Below are 19,166 nucleotides of genomic sequence, written 5' to 3' on the forward strand. Positions count from 1 at the left end.
CCACATGCAGGCCGATAGCAAGGTCGGACGGCAGGTTCTGTTTGATGCGTTCCAAACTCTTCCGAGCCTCTTCATCCTCCATATCGTTGATCACGCGGTCATAGCCATAATACGGATTGACGACCACATCACCGGCACCCATGTAGTTGAAAATGGGCTGCGTGGCATGCACCAGCTCCAGCGGACTTTCCAGTTTGCGTGCCAGAGCCGCCGCGCTCTGAATCAGCAGTTCCTCACGTTTATCCAAAGAAACACCCACTACTATCGCTTTGCGTCGCGGATTCCAAATAGCGTTGTTCATAACCCACCCCCTTGTCTGCAAATGGCCGTGATGGTTGCGGCCCCCCTAAGTGTGAAAAAGCAATTCCTGGGCCAACAAAAAGGCGAGCAAGGGTCAGGGCTTCCAGGAGCGAACGGGACAATTTGGTCGGGGGCTCTGCGTGATTTGCCACAGCTTTGGCGCTATGCCGCCTGGGATGGTTCGGGAACAGGGCGCTTGAAGAGGTCCAGCGGCAGACTCATAAAGAGTGCGAAGGGATAGCTTTCACGATCAGGTTCTGAGCGGAGGAGTTCAATTCGCAGGGTTCCCCCGGACTCATAGATGAACCGGGCAACTGCAGCCATACCGAGTCCTCGGCCCGAGATCTGGGTGACGTGCGGTGCCGTGCTGATGCCCAGGGAAAAGAGCTGTTCCGCGATCGCCTGTGGGTTCATGCCGCGTGCAGGCGGCAATAGGCCCTGGGCGACGGCCAGCTCGCGTATTTTCTGCAGACGCAGGCCCTGACCATCATCCTGAAGGCGGAAGACGAGATGATCGTCACTCTCTTCAATATGCAAAAGGATGGTGCCGGCTGCATTCTTGCCTTTTTTCAGGCGTTCCTCGGCCGTTTCTATACCGTGATCCATGGCATTGCGGATCAGGTGGAAGAAGATATGCCGCAGAATTTCATCCACGCGGCTGTCAACCAGCAGCAGAGGCGCTTTGAAATCAAGTATGGGCTTGGGCTTGTTCAGATCCCGGGCCAGCGAGTCGGCGTTGCGCAGGATCTCCTGCATCAGCTCAGGCAGGGTGGTGAACAGCTGGTTCTGCAGAGCCGTCCGCACGGGCTCCAGGACGGCATCGTGAATATCCTGGATGAAGGTATAGGCCCTGACGGCTTGCTGCGCGGACAGTACGATGCGGATCTGATTCTCGGCTGTCCGGCCGAGCTTTTCCACGGCCAGCTTTTGGTATTCGGCGATATAACGCACAAGAACGTGATGCTCGTCCAGAAGGTCCCGCAGGCTCACACCGTCCCCGGTCGCCTGCTCCAGCTGATGGATGCGGTCGGCAAGGCCACGGAATTGCAGAGTGCGGGCGGCGCCTTTCACTGTATGAAGATTCATCAAAATGATCTTGGTGAGTTCCCGCAGTGGAAGCTGCGCATCTTTTTGAGTGAGCAGTGTCACGTTTTGCTGCAGAAGTTCCTGTGAGCTTTTGATAAAGCGCTGGAATTCGCTCTCGCGGATATTGATGACCTCGGCCACCATATTCAGCTCTTCCGCTGAATGCCGGGCCTCCTGCTCCCATTTCCTCAGGTCGGTGACATCGCTGACGCTGACCAGGATCTTATCGACTTCATCCGCATCATTCACGATCGGATTCCAACCCAATTCAAAGTTCCGCACTTCCCCTTCCCGCGTATAGCGGATCATGCTGCGGGGGAAGGCTTCCTTGTTCAATTCAAAGTTCAGGACGGATTCTCCCAGGGTCGCCAGCACCACGCTCTGCACCTGATGCTGCTGGTCATCCGAGATATTGCTCTGGGCGAAAAGAAGCGGCAGCGCTTTCTGGTTTTCCAGCTGATCCAGTTCCAGAATATTCTTCAGATAGCTTGAATGATCCTTATGAATCAGCTGCTGCGGTCCATGGATGGCGAAGATCCCCAGCTCGATCGACTGCATGATCGAACGGATTTCGCGGGTCTGCTCTTCCACGCGGACTTCCAGAGTGGAAGCCAGTTGCCGGACTTCCGCTTCCGATGTTTCCGCCCGCTCGAAGGCATGCGAGAATCGCGCTGAAATCAGATAGGACTGGCAGAAGGTGAAAATGAAAACCCCGAGTCCGGCCAGCGGAACGTGAGTATAGTAACCGCGGAGCATGATCAGATCATGAAGGGCCATCGCGAAGAGGATCACGACGGAGGCGAAGAAGATGCCGATGCCATCGCGTTTCTGCCTGTAGGCGCGGAACATCACGACACAGGTATAGACGATCGCATAGAGGCCCACGAACTGATAGGTCTGGGTGCTTCCCACATAGGTGCGCACGTCAAGGATTGCGATGCTCACGAGGTAAACAAGGGAAATGCCGGTGATGCTGTAGACGACGCGCGAGGACATATCGTTGGGAAAGAGGGACTTCGTATAGAGCACGAACGATGTGAAGGCGAGGATCCAACTGAAGTTATAGACATAGACGCGGACGGAAAGATCAGTGGGAAGCAGGATGCCCCAGGTATCCGCCGTATCTCCCGCCAGAGTGTATAGACCCACGAAGAGGCAAAGGAGGCCATAGTAAAGAGTCGAGGTATCGCTGCGGCGCAGGAAGAAGAGACCGAAGTGATAGAAGCTCATCATGAAGACGGTGCCCACGATGAAAAATCCATAGGCCACGAGTCCCTGCAGATGGGCACGCACGCTTTCCTGAGTTCCCAGGTAAACGGGGGTTATCATCCCGCCGAAGAAAATATCGAAGTTCGCCACCTCGACCACGATGTCAAAGGCATTGCCGCGTGGTGTGAAGCTATAGTCCCATGAGCCACGCAATTTGCCGACGCTGGTTTCCGGGGTTTTTCCGAGTTTGCCGAACGTCGTGACGAGGCGCCCATCAATATAGATGCGGGCGCTGGAATAGATGCTTTCCATAAGGATGCGGAGTTCACGCGGCTGGTCGATGAGCACGCGGATGCGGTAGCTGGCATAACCATGGGCCGGGTAGGGGTGGGCGAAGTTCCAGCCCGCAGGAATTTCCATATAGGCCGGCGCTGCGGTGATGCCATCGGTCAGGATCCACTGTTCCCAGTAGAACTCGGTTTCGCCGCTGAGTTTCAGAAGAGGCGTCTCGTCAGGATTCCACGAGCGCAGATCCGCAACCCCTTTTTGCAAAGAGTAACCGTAACCCGTTCCCGAGAGAACGAGCAGCAGGATGCCCAGAGTTTGCAGAAGATGCGTAAGCAGACTCACTCCGATACCAGGACTTCGTTACCGGCATCGGATGATTTTCCTTGGAACTGAAGACCTTTAGTCCTGGACGACCGGAAAATTTTTCCCGGTCCACCCGCGGAATCCGCCCGTCATGGAAAGGACGCGCGTATAGCCCATCTTCTGGATGCTCTGCGCGGCCAGAATCGAGCGATATCCGCCGCCGCAGTAAAGAATGATCGGCGTTGAGAGATCGGGAATTTTCGTTTCAATATCCCGCTCAATCACGCCCTTGGATATATGCAGGGCCATCGGCAGATGACCGGCGTTCCATTCCGATTCTTCACGCACATCCACGAGCAGGAAATCCTTTTCTGGCTTCAATCGGTGAGCGACTTCATCCAGGGTGATTTCCCGAACATCCTTCTGGGCCTCGGCGACGATCTTAAGAAATCCCGGTGTATGGTCCAATGCACGACTCCATGAGCGTTTGAGCTAAGTCTGCTCGCATGTTCTCATAGGCCTTCCGACTTGTCAAAACACCAAAACGTTTTGCTCTCCCAACTTTGCATAGGAAATGAGCAGCTCTTGCGGATGCTACCTATCCTGCCTCAAGTCCGATTCTTTCTGTCCGTTAAGCTAGCGGGAGAATTGCCATGGAGTGTCTTCAATTTCCACCATGGCGAGTCTTGAGGAGGCCTCGATGCGACATTTATCGAAAAAGCAGGGTACCCTTTGGGTCAAGTGTCTGGCTCTGCCCCTGTCCTTGGGATGCTGGGGCGTGAGCGAAGCGCGAACCCTGACGCTGGAAGAGTATCTGAGCCAGGTACGCAGCAGCAATCAGTCCATGAAGAGTGCGCAGGCCAGCATCGAGGCAACCCGTCAGCGCGAAAATTCCAGTGACCTGATCACAACACCGCAGGCCTTCGGTCAGGTCGCGCATACCGTCGATGAGAAGCCGCCCAGCAGCTTTCTATCCGGCGATAAAATGGAAGCCACGTCCTATAGCTTCGGCGTCCAGAAAATCTGGAGCTTTGGTCTGCAATCGCAGATTAGTTATAACGTGAATCAGGTGGAGCTGGAGCGCGAGGATATTCCCACTGCGCTAGGCGTCGGAGGCAACGGGGCGCTCATTCCGAACCCTCTGGCGGCTTTGAATGATGAAAGCCTGAAGAAATTCGCGGAAGGCCGGACCCAGCTCGATCTGGTGCAGCCGCTCTGGAAGAACTGGCTCGGCCGTGAGTATGATCTGACCCGTGAAACGACTCAGGCCAAACTCTCGGCGCAAAGACAGGGTGAGCAGTACAAGATCAAAGCGATGCTGGCCCAGGCGGAATTCATCTACTGGCAGCTGGCGCTGGCTACCGATGCCGTGCGCACCCAGGAAGGGGCTTTGGTCCGCTTCCAAAAAATTCGGGATTGGGTGAAAAATCGCGTGAATATGTCGCTCGCGGACCGCGCGGACCTTCTGCAGGCGGAAGCCGGTCTGAAAGCGCGGCGCTTCGAATTGGAAATCACCGAGCGCGATCGCACCTCGTTGCAGCGCACCTTCAATTCCTTGCGCTCCGTTCCGGGTGACCGTCTGGATGCGGATGTCATGCCGATCAGCTCGCGCATGCTGAGTGATATGAGCATGGCCGCCGGTTCCATCAAGCGCCTGGATATCGAAGTGGCCCGATCCTTGGAAAAAGCCGCGGAATCCGAAGTCCAGCAGTGGCGTGAAAAATTCAAGCCGGATGTCTCCATCTTCGGCAGCTATGCGATGAACTCGCGGGATGACTCCCTTGGTACCGCGGCCTCGGATGCCTTCAAGTCCGATAAACCCACGATGATCATCGGCGTGAAGTTTTCCACGCCGCTCGACCGTGACCTTATCAATCGCGAACGCCAGGGCCTTGTGAAAGCCAGCGAATCCGCCCGACTGGACCGCGAGCAGAAGGAATTCAATGCCCGCCAGGAGTGGGAGGATCTGATGCGTCAGCTGAGTGATGCCCGTACCCGGCTGCAGCTGGCCAATGAAATCGAAAGCGCACAGAAACAAAAACTCGACTATGAGAAAAATCGTCTGGAACGCGGTCGCACCACGACCTATCAGATCCTGCTTTTTGAACAGGATTATGCCAGTGCCCAGTTGGGCACGATCAAGGCGAAAGCTGACATCCTGGGCATAATCGCGAAACTCAAGTCGTTCGGAGATGCCGCATGAATCTCGCCAGCCTTTCCATCAAACGCCCGGTTTTCATCACCTGCCTTGTGCTGGCGATGCTGGCTGCCGGCGCCATGTCCTTCGTGAAGCTCGGCGTGGATCTCTTCCCGAATGTGACCTTCCCCTTCGTATCAGTGTGGACGGTTTATCCGGGCGCCGGCCCCAAGGAAATCGAAACACTGGTTTCGAAGCTCCTGGAAGAGCAGATCGCCACCATTCCCGGTTTGAAGAGCGTGGGCTCGGTGAACCAGGAAGGCCTGAGCGTGGTCTCGGCGGAGTTCACGCTCGAAACGGATGTGAAATATGCGGAGCAGCAGGTCAAGGATAAGATTGCGATGGTGAGGCGCAACCTGCCGGATGGGGCCGAGGAGCCCCTGGTTCGCAGGATTGACCCTTCGGAACAGCCGGTCGCGATTATTGCTGTCCAGGCGAATCTGCCGCCTACCCAGCTCTTTGACCTTGCGGATCGCACGGTGCGTCCTCTCTTTGAACAGATTCCGCATGTGGGTCTGGTCGAAGTCCTCGGCGGCCGCAAGCGTGAAATTCACGTTCTGCTCGATCGCCAGAAGATGAAGGCCCGTGAACTTTCCGTGAATATGATAGCGCAGAGGCTCGGTGCCTCGGGCATGAATATCCCGGCCGGTAAGGTCACGGAAAGCACCAAGGAAATCGTTTACCGGACCCTTGGCGAATATCGTTCATTGGATGAAATCGGCAAGACGGTCGTGAACTTCCTTGGTAACGAGGTTCCCGTTCAGGTTCGCGATGTGGCCGAGGTCGTCGACAACATGAAGGATGAAACCACCCGGACGTACTTCAATGGCCAGCAGGCCATCTTTTTGAATGTCTATAGGCAGTCGGGATCCAACACCGTCGAGGTCGTGGATTCGGTGATCAAAAAGATGGAAAAACTTGCGGCAACGATGAAAGACCAGCCCGGCACGCCGAAAATCGAACTCGTGCGCGACGGCAGCAAGCTGATTCGAGCCAACATCGCCGATGTCTATGAATCCATCATCATCGGTATCATCCTCACCATTATCGTGGTGTACTTCTTTCTGGCCAACGGACGATCCACCATCATCACGGGTTTGGCGCTCCCCAACTCTCTTCTGGGCGCGTTTATTCTGATGGCGATCTTTGGCTTTACGATCAACATCATGACCCTGCTTGCTTTGAGCCTTGCCGTCGGCCTTCTGGTCGATGATGCGATCGTGGTGCGGGAAAACATCTTCCGGCATATCGAACTCGGGGAAACTCCGATCAATGCCGCGATCAAGGGTACAACGGAAGTGACCCTGGCGGTTGTGGCCACTACGCTCGCGGTTATCGCGGTGTTCGGTCCCATCGCCTTCCTTCAGGGTATAGTAGGGCAGTTCCTGAAAGAATTCGGTCTGACGATCTGCTTTGCCATGGCCATCTCGCTCTTCGATGCCTTGACCATCGCGCCCATGCTGTCAGCGTATCTGGCTGGTGCAGCGCACGCATCACCGAAAAAAGGCGTCTACTATTACACGATGGGTGCGGTCCTGCGCGCCTTTGGGCGCTTTCAGGACTGGCTCGAACATCTTTATGAAGGTCTATTGAAGCGCGTCGTGCGTCTGCCCTGGCTCTTCATCGCCGGTGCGATCATGGTGTTCCTGGCCTGTATGAGTCTTGCGAAATATGTTCCCAAGACTTTCCTTACCCCCCAGGACTTCGGTGAATTCCTGATCACGCTCGACACGCCTCCGGGCACCAGCCTGGAAGAGATGGCGAAGCTGGCCCTGGCCGCGGAAGGCACTGTGCGCAACTTCTCGGAAGTGCGCCGCACCGCTCTTACGGTCGGTAAAAACAGCAAGAGCAACTTCGCGGAATACTTCGTCGAGCTGGTCCCCCGCGGGGAACGGAACATCAATACCTCGGAGTTCAAGGACGAGCTGCGCAAGGCTCTGACCAAATACAAAGCCGCCAACCCCATCGTCAAGGACATCGACCTTGTCGCGGCCGGCATGCGCCCCTATAACGTCAACATCGAAGGCGCGGACCTCGCAGAAATCGAAGGCATTGCCCGGGAACTCTTCACGCGCATCAAAGATCATCCCGCGCTGCAGGATGTGGATATCAACTACCGCCCCGGCAAGCCTGAAGTTCAGGTGCACATTGATCAAAAGCGGGCGCAAAGGCTCGGCGTCTTGGTCAATAGCGTCGGCGCGGAACTCCGGGGTCAGATCGAAGGTGTGACGCCCGCCGTATTCCGGGTGGATGGCGAAGAATATGATATCCGTCTGCGCATGAATGAAAGCGAAAGAAATCTGAAGAAGGAATGGGCGTCGATTTACGTGCCCAACATGAACTTTTCCAATGTGCGGCTGAGTGATTTCGCGCGCTATGAAGAGGCCGAGGGTCCTTCGACCATCAACCGCCGCAACCGGATGCGCTATATTCAGCTGAATGCGGATATCACGCCGGGTGGTGCGGGCCTGGATGCCGCGATGAAGGACACCGCCAGGATTCTGACCGAAGAGATGAAAATTCCGCCCGGGGTGACCTTTAAGTTCGTGGGCCAGGGCGAAAGCTACCAGGAAATGAAGGAGAACATGATCGTGGCGATGACGCTCGGCGTGCTCTTCATCTATCTCGTGCTGGCGAGTCTTTACGAGTCATTCATCACGCCCTTTACCATCATGCTCGTTCTGCCCCTGGCGATTTGCGGAGCGGTGGCGGGTCTTTACTTTGGCAACAAGTCCCTCGACCTCTTCTCGATGATCGGCTGCATCCTGCTCCTTGGGGTTGCGATCAAGAACTCGATCCTCCTTGTGGATTTCGCCAACCAGAAAGTCCAGGAAGGCATGACCCGCAACGAGGCCATGATCCTGGCCGGCAAGACCCGACTGCGGCCGATTCTGATGACGACGTTTGCCTTGATCGCCGGTATGCTGCCGATCGCCATCGGTCTGAACGAGGCCTCGGCCCAGCGGACCAGTATGGGTGTGGCCATTATCGGGGGTCTGATTTCCTCGACGCTTTTGACTTTGATCGTGATTCCAGCCGCGTACTCCTATATTGACCGCTTCCGGGTCTGGAGTCTGGGTGTGATGAAGAAAATCTTTATGGCGAAGTGATGGCGGAAAAGCGGCAATACAGTCGATCCCTTCAAAGACGTCTCGTCATCACGATCCTGGTGGCGAGTTCGGCTCTCACGACCTTATTTACCGCGATATCCTTCTATCTGGATTATCGCGAGGAAATGAACAGCCTCGCCTCGACCTTGGAAAGCATCGAACACAGCAGCGTCAATAACATTGCCCAATCGCTCTATGACTTCAATTCCGAAGCCGTCCAGACCCAGATCAAAGGGATCACGGGCATCCGTGACATCATGAAGGTCCTGGTTTTTGGAGAGGATGGCAAGGTCTATGCCCAGGCCAAGGCCGAGCCCCATAAAAATGAGGTGGTGAGCTTCGTCGGTTTGGAAAAAGTCTTTGAAGAGAATCGGACCATCAAGATCTTTCCCCTCATGAACCCAAAGGAGCCCACGGAGCAGATTGGTTCGCTCTCGGTCGAGGCGTCCCAGCGGAATATGCTCGTGCGACTTTCGAACAAGGCCATCTATTTCTTTTTCACCCAGGGCATGAAGACCCTGATTGTTTCCCTGATCATCATCTGGATTTTCCGTTTCCTCGTGACGCAGCATCTGTGGAAAATCGTCAAGCACCTGGGAATCTATGATTTCCAGGCGGAAACGATGGGTGATCCTCTGAGCCTGAAGAGGAGCGCTCCGCCTCGGCCGGACGAGTTGGACGCGCTGGTCGATACCGTGAATACCCTCTCGCAGAGACTTCACTTTTATAATGCCGCGATGAAGGAGCAGTTCTCGATCAAGGAGCAGGAAGTCCGCGATCAAAGGGCCATCGCCAATAATGTCGTGAAACTGGCGACTCTTGGGGAAATGGCCGGCGGCATCGCGCATGAGATTAATAATCCGCTTCACATCATCAAAGGATATAATGATATCCTGGTGGATCAGCTGGGACAGGGCATCATGGATCGTGAAGTTCTGCATCGCGCTTCCCTCGTTATTGAGAAGAACACCAACCGCATTGCCCGTATCGTGTCCAGCCTTCTGATGTTCTCCCGGAAGGGCGATCAGGAAACCTTCGGCCTTATAAATATGCCGAAGCTGATCGACCAGGTGGTTTCCATCACGCAGCCTCTGGCGGAAAACCATGGCATCCGCTATGAAGTCGACCTCGATGATTTGAATGATGCGCGCGCCGTGGAATGCAACGAAGTGCAGATTGCCCAGGTGCTGATCAACATCATCAATAATGCGATAGATGCCATAGTCGAGCATGAGCGGCGTGATCCCTGGATTCGCGTCGTCGGCCGTGCTGATGGCGATGGTGTGGCGATCGAGGTGATCGACTGCGGTCCTGGCATTCCGGATGAAGTGGCGGCCAAGATGTTTGAACCATTCTTCACGACCAAGGAAGTGGGCAAGGGCACCGGCCTTGGGCTCAGCATGAGCCTTGGCATAGTCGAGCAGCATCACGGCCGCCTTTATTTGGACAAGGCGCGGCCTCATACCTCTTTTGTCGTTGAACTTCCGTATCAACACGAGGCCGAACGGAAAGCCTCCTAATCGCAGAAAGGACAGCCCTTGGCAAAAATCCACGGACCATCCGCGACGCGCGCCACCATTCTTTATGCAGCCGGCCTTGGGGTTTGGTTCTGGGCCCGCACGCTGAGTGGACAAATGGGAAAGCCACCGTACGCAGCGATTGCCATGCTGGTTGTGGCGATGCTGGCCGGGCCGGTGGCTTTGATGAATTTTTTCAAGATCGTTTGGGGCAGCTTCAAAACCGAGCGCTCCGTTCCCGTCTTTCTCCTGGAACTCGCCTATTCCGCGATCCTGCCCGGACTCTTTTTCGCCTGGCATATCATGAGCATGATTCGCTAAGCCGCAAAGCGGCGGGTAAGACGCCGCCGACCCCGCAATTCCAATTCACTGTCATTTTGAGTCGTCTGCTATCAGGTCTTTGATTTGTATCGCGGCCGCGCGTTACGACCAGGCAAGCCCTGACGATCAAAATAAGGACAGACCGATGCATTTTCTTTTTCCTCGCCTTCCTTTGGCCTTCGGCTTGTTGATTCTTTTGGTCCCGGCTGCCTGTGATAAAGAGGCTTCTCGGGAAAAGCCGCTGCAGCCGCCGACTCGGGTGGAAGAAACCAAACCAGCGCCGCCGCCTTCGAACGGTCCGAAAAAACCGATACCGATGATACCCACGGTTGAACCCAAGCCTCGGGAACCTGCTAAGCCTTCCGTGGAGCCCGATCTGTCTGCCCCCGCGCCCACAGAGTCGGTCGAGGTCTTGGAAAGAAAGTGGGAGCTGAAGCAACCAAAACTAACGGTGAAAGATATAGAAGCTTTGTCGTTGCCTCCTGTGACGCTGTCCTGGGCGGACAGGTTTGAAGGAGTGGCTCAACTGCGGCAAGAGTTGATTAAGTATTACAGCCAGCAATGGACAAGCAATCAAAGCGACCTCAATGCTTTGCAGGCGAACCTCGATACGTCCTATGAAAACTTCAAAAAAGCGTCTGCGACGTCCAGCATGGAACGCCATGAAGCTGCGAGCGCGAAGCTTTGGAATGAGCGCCTGGATATCTTGCGAAAGGAATATAAGCGGGTCACGGACACTTTCGAAAAGCGGGTGGAAAAGGCGCAGGGTTCTTTTAAATCGGAATGTGAATCCTCACTTCGCAGTATCGCAGCGTCCCTGTCGCGCTCGATGAATAAAAATAGCGAACTGCCCACGGAGTCGAACGATCCCAATTACTACCTGACCGAGACGCTGTCGGGTATCAAACTATCCTTTCAATGCGATCGGGACCTGATGGCCGAATTCTACCCGACCTATCGCACGGAGAAAGCCGACCTTGAGCGCCAGCTTAAGCTGGAAACAGGGCCGCTGATTTCGATTCAAGCAGCCTATCAGGAAGCTGTTCAGCGCCTGAAAGGTGATGAGACAAAAGCCTTGGAATTGGCGGCAGGCGTTGCCCAATCCACGACTTTTGAAAAACGCCCGCTGGATCGAAATCAACTGGATGCCGCGGCCTTGAGTACCGTGACCCTGCTCGTGGATAATATGCTGGATAGGTGGTATAAGCGCTTTCAGTGCGGGGACGCAGCGCATGCTGAAGATTGCAAAAAGCGTCTGACAGTAATAAACGATAAACTTGCCAAGCGTCAGGCTTCCCTGCAGGACAGGGGGTTTTTCAGCAATAGAGTCCTGACTGCCGACTGGATTCGCAATCAAGTCGTTGGTGACTTTGAGGCCATGTACGAAAGGACCAGTTATCTTCTGAAGAAGCCATCCATGATGGATTGGGCTCTTTTCCGACTTTGGGATCATTCGATCAGCAGTCAGGAAAAACCTGGCAATCGCTTCATGTCCTCCATGATTATCATATCGTCCCGTATGTTGGACAGCAGCGTCGATTCCAATCCACTGAATCTGACGTCGTCCACGAACCTTTTGGATTCACGGATTTCTGAAGTTTCGCTGGTGGAATATATAGATAATATGGGCAAGTATCTGGCAGTGGCAGGCTGGAAACGCAGCACGTTCCCTGTGATGGCTGGCGATTATGGATACCTTCTGCAGAACGCTGCCGATACTTCGGAGCGGCTGAAAATCATTCAAGACTTCCAGGCGGAAGCGCAAAAAAACCTTGCCGACTGGGACGAGGAACGCGCGTTTATCCGGGAACTCATCCAGAATGTACCTTATATGCAGGACTTAAAGAACGTTTGGGAACGACTCAGCCCGGCTGCGGTCCGCGAGATCAAGCTGTTCACCGCCAGCGAAGAGCTGCGGGTCCGCGAGCAGAATCTCGTCGACTCCATTCAATTGACCGGCATAGCCCTGAGTCTGCCCCTGGTCGCCGACGGTCAACTGAATAGCAGGCATCTTTTCGTGAGCAACTGGCTCAATGACCTGAAAGTGGATTTGGACCTGCTTTTGGGAACGTTGTTTGACCCCTTGTAATTTAGATCGCAAACCATCGGCTCGATTTAATCCCAAACGTTTTCATAACGAGTCCCCGCGGCGCAATCGTCGCGGGTGGCACGAAGGCTTTGCGCTTCTGAATCTTGGCGATCAGGATGTCGCTGACGATGTGGGATAGATCAGCAAATGTCCAGATCAGATACCAGGGTGACAGGATCACCGTCTTATACACAGTAAAGAGGGAATAACCCTTGTAATAGAGCCAGGGCGCGACCAGAAGGAAGAGCCACGACGCCTTGAGCCAGGTTCCGATCACCGGCCAATGCAGAATCCCTCGGTGAGTGAAGAAGTAACCAAAGGGAGCCCAGATCAGGTTGTGCAGCATGTTCAGCACGTACTGCAAGGGTTTCACGAGATGCAGCAGCAGTCTGAACCGCATCTTTTTCAGGCCATGGGTCAGAAATCCCAAGGGAGCCGTCCGGGCACCACAGCGATTGCCCCGCACGTCCAGATCGGGATTCAAATAGCGGCAGCAGTAAGCATAGAAAGCCGCATAAGCGCCCCAGAGTCCCAACTCTTCATAGCTTTGCGGCAGACCCTTCGCCGCGACAATGGAGACACCCGAGATGGTGCCAAACACCCAGTCCACATACCAATTCTTCATGAGTTCTCCCATTCCTTCCTTGGAATGACAAACGAACCCAATCTTGCTGATTTCAAAAAAAAATTCAATGCAGGATTCCGATGTTCCAGACATAATGGGCGGCAGCTCTTACCCTTCGGGCCCACTAGTTCAGGACATTTCATGGTACCTATCGAAATCAAACTGCCTTACTCCCAGCTTGTGATGCAGGGCTTTCAGTCCAATCCCTATGCCGCGCGCCGCGCCGTGGCCCTGCATGGCTGGCTGGATAACTGCTTCAGTTTCCGTCCTCTGGCCGAGCGCCTGCCCGAGGTCAACATCATCGCTTTCGATTTGCCTGGGCATGGCGATTCCAGTACCCTCCCTGAGGGCGTGAGCTTTGATTTTCATCAGTACCTTGTGTGGCTGCATGAGCTGATCACAGCTCTGGATGGCCCACCTGACATTCTGCTCGGACATTCCATGGGAGCTGCTATCATGAGTCTGTATGCGGGTGTCTTTCCCGAACATGCAGCGCAGTTGATTCTGATCGAGGGGATTGGTCCCTTGAGCGCGCCTGAAGACGAGGCGCCCCAAAAGATGCGGGCCTATATCCAAAGCTGGCTGCAGCCGGCGCGTCTTCGGAATGCGATCTATGCGAACCGGGACGAGGCTGTGCGGGCGCGACAGAAAAATGGGCCTCTGACCATGGAGAGCGCACAGATATTGGCTGAACGTGGAGTCGCAGCGCGGGGGCAGGGCGTTGTTTGGAAACACGATCCGCGTTTGAAATTACCGAGCCGCTATCAATTCAGCGAGGCGCAGACGCTGGCTTATCTGGGAGCGATAACCTCGTCGACCCTTTACATCGAGGCGACGCAGACCATCATCCCCGACAATGATTTGACCCGGAAACGGAAAGAGACTGTACGGGGTATGCAGTCGGTCACGCTCGCGGGTGGGCATCATCTGCATTTGGACGATCCGGAACCGGTGGCTCAGGCCATTCGGAGTTTTTTAAAATTGGAGGTCGTATGAAACATTGGTTGGCCACACTTGCTTTGGTTTCTTCCTTTTCGGCCGTGGAAGCAGCGGATTTGAAACTGAATGATCCCGCCCCCACGTTTACGCTGAAAAATCAGGACGGCAAGGACTTCGATTTGAAATCCCGCGCCGGTCAATGGACGGTGCTTTATTTCTATCCCAAGGCCGAAACCCCAGGCTGCACCAAGCAGGCCTGCGCCTTCCGCGATAACATCAAAAAGATTCGCGCCCAGGGCGCCGAGGTTTATGGCATCAGCGGGGACACGGTGGAAAAGCAGGCTGGTTTTCATAAATCCCAGCGTTTGAATTTCGATCTGCTGGCGGATCCCGATGCGAAAGTCATTGAGCAGTACGGCGCGAAGATGCCGATGGTCGCGATGTCCAAACGATGGACCTTCATCGTCAACCCGGAACTGAAGATCGTGTCGATCGATAAGGATGTGGACCCGGTGATCGATTCCGAAAAAATCGCCGATCAGATCGCCGAGCTGAAAAAGAAGTAAGACAAAACCCGCGAAGAGATTCGCGGGTTATTTTTTTCCAGGAGGACAGGCTTCGGAAGGCCAGTAAAGGGGCTGGTAGCAGCTGTCCGCGATCCCTTTGCGCTTTTCGGTCGTTTGGCATCCAAAAATTGGACAGATGAAACTGATGCACACGAGCAAACGCCATTGAAAAGGCATGGGCTAAACTCCGTTTTTTGTAAGCAACCCCTTTAAAATACTTCATTTTGCCGGAAATATCCAGGCCGGTGGCCGCCGTGGCCAGAAGCTTGCAAATCCTCGTGCGGCGCGACCTGCGTCCCATGCCCCTTTCTGAGCGGAGTTACCTCGTGGATACTGAAGCTAAAAACGCCCTGTCCATTCCCGGCAAGAATGATTATTCCGAGGCCGCTCGCCTGGATAGGCTCGCCTTTATCCAAAAGCAAAGTGGAGCCGCAGCCCAGCAAATCGGGAGCGCGAACCTTGACGCGACCCAGATGCGCGGCACTGTTGAGAATTTTATCGGCTCCATCCAGGTTCCCGTCGGTCTTGCCGGGCCCTTGCTCTTTGATGGTGCCAGCGTCCAGGGCATGATCACAGCCCCTTTCGCCACGACCGAAGGCGCTCTGGTGGCTTCCGCCTGCCGGGGATCGCGACTTCTGACGGCTGCGGGTGGCGTCTATACCCAAGTGATTTCGCAATCGGTGCATCGCGCGCCCTCATTCAATGTCGACAGCCTGCGCGAGGCGATTCGCTTGAAAGAGTTCGTGGAAAGCCAGCTGCATGTGATGCAGGCTTTTGTGCGTCAGGCCTCGAAGCACGCTGTCCTTCAGGAAATCGTTCCCTTTGTGAACGGCCGCACCCTGCATGTCGTCATGCATTTTTCCACCGGTGATGCCGCCGGCCAGAATATGGTGACTGTCGTCGCGGATCACTTAAGCCGTGAGTTGGTGAAACTCGCCGAGGCCAATCTTGGTATTGCGATTCGCTCGTTTCAGATCGAAGGCGGGATGAATGGCGATAAGAAAGTAAATTTCTACAGCTTTATCAAAGGCCGCGGCGTGCGGGTGGCAGCGGAATGCTTTATTCCGAACCATGTCTTCCTCGAACAGTTCCGTCTGGACCCGGATGCCTTCCATGAACACTATCAACGCGGTGTGGCCGCCAGCAGTCTGGTCGGCGGCATGGGTGTGAACGTGAATATCGCCAATGCGCTGGCGGCCCTTTTCATCGCCACGGGCCAGGATGTGGCTTCGGTGCATGAATCGAGCTTGGGTTACCTGCTGGTGGAAAGGGATACTGATGGCCTTTACTGCTGCTTGACCTTGCCCTCGCTTCTGGTGGGCACGGTGGGCGGCGGCACGATACTTCCGACGCAAAGCGAAGGCCTGGCCTTGCTCGATTGCGTCGGCGCGGGCAGGAAGGGACGTCTTGCGGAGATTATCGCAGGCTTCTGTCTCGCCCTGGACCTTTCCACATGGTCCGCGATCGCAGCCCATACCTTTACGGATGCTCATAAGAGGCTGGGGCGGCGTTGATAGTCGGCCGTCACTTCGGTTTTTTAATGTAATTCAGCGTGACCGTCAGATCCAGCGCCGTGTGAAAACAATCCATCTTGGTGTCACTGTCATCATTGTCGCCGGTGGCGATCAGGTCCACCGGGACCTGGACCTTGCCCTGTATGCCTTTGGCAATGCCGGCGATCTCGCTGTAGTTCAGCTTCAAAAGGATCGGGCCTTCGGTGTCGGTCCCTGGGAAGGTGCAGCGTTCCATGGCGCCCACGCAGAAGGGGAGCGCTTTGAAATCCACCGGCGACTCGCGCACCTTCAGGAAATCCCACTTATAAAACCCGTTGATCTTATCCAGCTTCGGAATGAAGTCCTTGTTGCTGGAGAAGATCACGAAATCATCTATGGTCAGAATCAGGAAATCATCATACTGCACTTTCGCATTCGCTGGGGTTTCCAGGTTCATGCTGCAGATTTCGCTGCCCTCGGGCAGTTTCAGATTTTGGGTTGATACTTTCTGCGCCTGCAGCTGGGCTTCCACCGGACCTTTATTCGGCTCGACGTTGAAGGCGCATTTTTTGCTTTCCGGGAACACGAGTTTCACCTGGCTCGTCAGCAGCTGGACGGGTTTTTCACAGCTCTGATTCAGCTGCAGATCGGTGGAAGACGTGTCGATGACGGTGGATGTCACGGGGACGTTGGCGGGTTCCTTGGACGTCGTGACTTTGGGCGTCGTGGTCGTGACCTTGGCTTCTTCGGCCGCTGTTTCCGCTTCCTCGGCTTTGCCCCGGAATTGACTGGTTTTACATCCAATAGCAGCGAACGATCCGATCAGGACGGAAACCGTGAGAAGCTTCATGCACCACTCCCTTTAAGCCTTGCTTTCCAGCTTAGAAGAGACAGGGTGGAGCGTCAACTCAAGACCTTGAAAGGAGGGGCGCGAAGCCCCTCGGCTTCGGTCAGCGCACGAAGTCCAAAGCTTTTTCAATCACGCCGGTTCCAAAGAAAGAAGGCACATGATTGCTGCCTTTGACCTTCCAAAGCCCGACGCGGCTATCGCCGGTGCAGTCGGTCCAGGTGTAGGTATCCGTTTCCTTGCTGAAGTCGAGGCCGAAAAAGTCGGTGAAGCCGCCGTCAATCGCGGGCAGACCAATGGGTCCAGGCCGGCTCACGTCGATCTCCCACTTCACGCGCACAAGGTCCAGGGCCTTGGTTTGATCGGTCCGGGTCTGGCAGTTGTTGATGTCGACCCAGCGGCCGGTGGTCGTGAAAGCCCCGGGCGAGCGACCCTGGCCTTCGAAGCCCACGATCGTGTCTTCGTCACCGTGAATCTGAAGGATATTGAGAGGCGCAGGGTTTTTGCATTCCGCTGCCGTTTCAAAGGTCGAACCGGCAATGGATACGATCCCGCGCAGCAGGTCGGGGCGACTGCAGGCCATGGTATAGGCCATGTACCCGCCATTGGAATGGCCGATGATATAAACGCGCGAGGGATCCACGGCAAAACGGGTCTTGGCTTCCTCGATCAGACCGCTCAGGTAGGCGACGTCATCGACGCCGGTTTTCTCGTCATCGCAGCACTGCGGAGTCGCGTTCCAGAAGCGCAGGCCCTTCGAATCCTGGATGCCGTTGGGCATCAGAAGGAGGAACTGCTGACGGTCATTCACTCGCGTCAGGCCGAGCCAAAGATCTGTCTGCTCTGCCGAACTGCGTACGCCATGGAGGAAGACCACCAGGGGGTAGGACTTGGATTCGCTGTAACCGAAGGGCGTGACCAATTTGGCTGGTCTTGCGCCGCCGAGTTCAAAGGTTTTCGCCTGAACACTGGCACTGATCAAGGAGCCTAGGCCGAGACATAGGATGAGTTTACGCAGCATGGATTCCCTCTAAGTATTGAATGGGCTAAGACTTGGTTGTACGCAATCGTCCGCTTCTAGCCCGAAGCGAGTATGTATAGCAAGCCCTTTCTGGGTGGGGAATCCGGCTTGCGCTTGCTCGGTTGGCGTATGATTTGCGTGTAAAATTGCGGCGCGGAACAGTTGCCATTCCTTTAAAACTCCCTTACATTGCCGCGACCGCAAAAAATTCAGGAGCACCCCCATGACGTCCCCGTTTATGATCGCCGTATCCGGTGGTTCTGGCTCAGGCAAGACGACCTTCGTCAGTAAACTGTGGAATCGTTTGGAAGTGGAACGGCCTTTGGTGATCAGCATTGATCATTATTATAGCGACCTTTCACAGCTGCCCTTCGAAGAGCGCGCGAAAAAGAACTTTGATGATCCTGATGCCATCGAACGGGATCTTCTGCATGAGCAGATCAGTCTTTTGCGCAACGGCGTGCCGGTCGAACGCCCTTGTTATGATTTCGCGAGCCATACCCGCCTTGCGAAGACGGAACGCCTGGAGCCCAGCAGCATCATCATCGTCGACGGAATCTTCTCGCTCTGTTATCCCGAGCTCCTGAAACTTTTTGATCTGAAGATCTTCCTCGATGTGGAAGACGATGTGCGCGTGGTTCGCCGCATAGGTCGTGATATCGCGGAACGCGGCCGCAGTTTTGATAACTGCGCGGGGCAGTACCTGGGTTCAGTGAAGGCCATGTATCAGAAGCATATCGAGCCTTCCAAGGATATGGCGGATTTCATTATACCGTGGCACAGCTTCAACGAGCGTGCGGTGAATTTCCTGGCGAATCTGGTTCAGATGGAAGTGCAGAACAAGAGGGCCCAGGCATCGCGGTGAACAGTAAATATGAGACGATTCTGTAGTTGATATGCGACAGGCGTAACAACCGCAGAATCATACTTCCTGGTAATAGGCTCTCAAGCCATTTTGCAGATTCTTTCCGAGCTTTCGAGCATCCTCAATTTTTCAGTTATTTCCGTGAACTAAAAATCGAAATCCTGACGGCGACGTCAGGAGCGGCGTGAATTCGTCCGTCGAGATCACGAGTTTCTTCCTGAAAATGCACCTGGTCCAAGCTTTAATCACCCCGACTTTCCCCCTCGAAACCAGGCCTTTAAGCGTTTTGTCTAAATGACAAGGATCGCTTACCGTTTTGTATGTTTGGATGCAGGGAGCGCAAAGCATCCGAAGCGGTTGGAACAAGGACGATGCAACGACCGCATTTAG

Annotated in this window: 15 protein-coding genes; 9 read left to right on the plus strand and 6 right to left on the minus strand. The window is 55.0% G+C overall.

Annotation, left to right across the window (positions count from 1 at the left end):
* From VFO10_RS02575 to VFO10_RS02585, 3 genes are all read right to left on the minus strand, one after another.
* Nucleotides 1–301 (minus strand): universal stress protein (locus VFO10_RS02575; protein ID WP_325137110.1); only part of this gene is annotated, 301 nt, incomplete at its 3' end.
* A gap of 161 nt (nucleotides 302–462) precedes the next feature.
* Nucleotides 463–3,225: a 7TM diverse intracellular signaling domain-containing protein gene (locus VFO10_RS02580; RefSeq protein ID WP_325137111.1), complete on the minus strand. Its 2,763-nt coding sequence runs from the start codon at nucleotides 3,223–3,225 to the stop codon at nucleotides 463–465.
* 57 nt (nucleotides 3,226–3,282) lie between these two features.
* Nucleotides 3,283–3,654, minus strand: coding sequence for a rhodanese-like domain-containing protein (locus tag VFO10_RS02585; RefSeq protein WP_325137112.1), 372 nt, complete (start codon nucleotides 3,652–3,654; stop codon nucleotides 3,283–3,285).
* Nucleotides 3,655–3,886: 232 nt separating this feature from the next.
* Here VFO10_RS02585 and VFO10_RS02590 point away from each other — a divergent pair, with 232 nt between their 5' ends.
* From VFO10_RS02590 to VFO10_RS02610, 5 genes are all read left to right on the plus strand, one after another.
* Entirely contained in the window at nucleotides 3,887–5,389 is a 1,503-nt protein-coding gene (locus VFO10_RS02590) for a TolC family protein (RefSeq protein WP_325137113.1), read from the plus strand.
* Entirely contained in the window at nucleotides 5,386–8,493 is a 3,108-nt protein-coding gene (locus tag VFO10_RS02595; protein ID WP_325137114.1) for an efflux RND transporter permease subunit, read from the plus strand. The genes VFO10_RS02590 and VFO10_RS02595 overlap by 4 nt, the downstream gene beginning before the upstream one ends.
* Nucleotides 8,493–10,013 carry a sensor histidine kinase gene (locus VFO10_RS02600; protein WP_325137115.1) on the plus strand — a complete coding sequence of 507 codons (1,521 nt, stop codon included), beginning with the start codon at nucleotides 8,493–8,495 and terminating at the stop codon, nucleotides 10,011–10,013. The genes VFO10_RS02595 and VFO10_RS02600 overlap by 1 nt, the downstream gene beginning before the upstream one ends.
* Before the next feature lie 18 nt (nucleotides 10,014–10,031).
* A complete protein-coding gene (locus tag VFO10_RS02605; protein ID WP_325137116.1) occupies nucleotides 10,032–10,331 on the plus strand; it encodes a hypothetical protein in 300 nt (99 codons plus the stop codon).
* Between the two features lie 145 nt (nucleotides 10,332–10,476).
* Nucleotides 10,477–12,420 carry a hypothetical protein gene (locus VFO10_RS02610; RefSeq protein ID WP_325137117.1) on the plus strand — a complete coding sequence of 648 codons (1,944 nt, stop codon included), beginning with the start codon at nucleotides 10,477–10,479 and terminating at the stop codon, nucleotides 12,418–12,420.
* Nucleotide 12,421: 1 nt separating this feature from the next.
* Here VFO10_RS02610 and VFO10_RS02615 read toward each other — a convergent pair whose 3' ends face one another.
* Nucleotides 12,422–13,045, minus strand: a complete 624-nt coding sequence (locus VFO10_RS02615) for a hypothetical protein (RefSeq protein ID WP_325137118.1) — start codon at nucleotides 13,043–13,045, stop codon at nucleotides 12,422–12,424.
* Nucleotides 13,046–13,186: 141 nt separating this feature from the next.
* On the opposite strand from VFO10_RS02615, the gene VFO10_RS02620 reads away from it, so the two are divergent.
* The 3 genes from VFO10_RS02620 (at nucleotide 13,187) to VFO10_RS02630 (ending at nucleotide 16,064) form a co-directional block, all read left to right on the plus strand.
* Nucleotides 13,187–14,041, plus strand: coding sequence for an alpha/beta hydrolase (locus VFO10_RS02620; protein ID WP_325137119.1), 855 nt, complete (start codon nucleotides 13,187–13,189; stop codon nucleotides 14,039–14,041).
* Nucleotides 14,038–14,550: a peroxiredoxin gene (locus VFO10_RS02625; RefSeq protein ID WP_325137120.1), complete on the plus strand. Its 513-nt coding sequence runs from the start codon at nucleotides 14,038–14,040 to the stop codon at nucleotides 14,548–14,550. The genes VFO10_RS02620 and VFO10_RS02625 overlap by 4 nt, the downstream gene beginning before the upstream one ends.
* 254 nt (nucleotides 14,551–14,804) lie before the next feature.
* The gene (locus VFO10_RS02630; RefSeq protein ID WP_325137121.1) at nucleotides 14,805–16,064 is read left to right on the plus strand and encodes a hydroxymethylglutaryl-CoA reductase; all 1,260 of its coding nucleotides are present in this window, start codon (nucleotides 14,805–14,807) and stop codon (nucleotides 16,062–16,064) included.
* Nucleotides 16,065–16,074: 10 nt separating this feature from the next.
* Here VFO10_RS02630 and VFO10_RS02635 read toward each other — a convergent pair whose 3' ends face one another.
* Nucleotides 16,075–16,893, minus strand: coding sequence for a hypothetical protein (locus tag VFO10_RS02635; RefSeq protein WP_325137122.1), 819 nt, complete (start codon nucleotides 16,891–16,893; stop codon nucleotides 16,075–16,077).
* A gap of 100 nt (nucleotides 16,894–16,993) precedes the next feature.
* A complete protein-coding gene (locus tag VFO10_RS02640) occupies nucleotides 16,994–17,911 on the minus strand; it encodes an alpha/beta hydrolase family esterase (protein ID WP_325137123.1) in 918 nt (305 codons plus the stop codon).
* 223 nt (nucleotides 17,912–18,134) lie between these two features.
* On the opposite strand from VFO10_RS02640, the gene udk reads away from it, so the two are divergent.
* Complete coding sequence (udk, locus tag VFO10_RS02645; protein ID WP_325137124.1) at nucleotides 18,135–18,776, plus strand: uridine kinase; 642 nt, start codon at nucleotides 18,135–18,137, stop codon at nucleotides 18,774–18,776.
* Nucleotides 18,777–19,166: the final 390 nt, after the last annotated feature.

This window comes from Oligoflexus sp. (assembly GCF_035712445.1).
In the GTDB taxonomy this organism is placed as follows: domain Bacteria; phylum Bdellovibrionota_B; class Oligoflexia; order Oligoflexales; family Oligoflexaceae; genus Oligoflexus.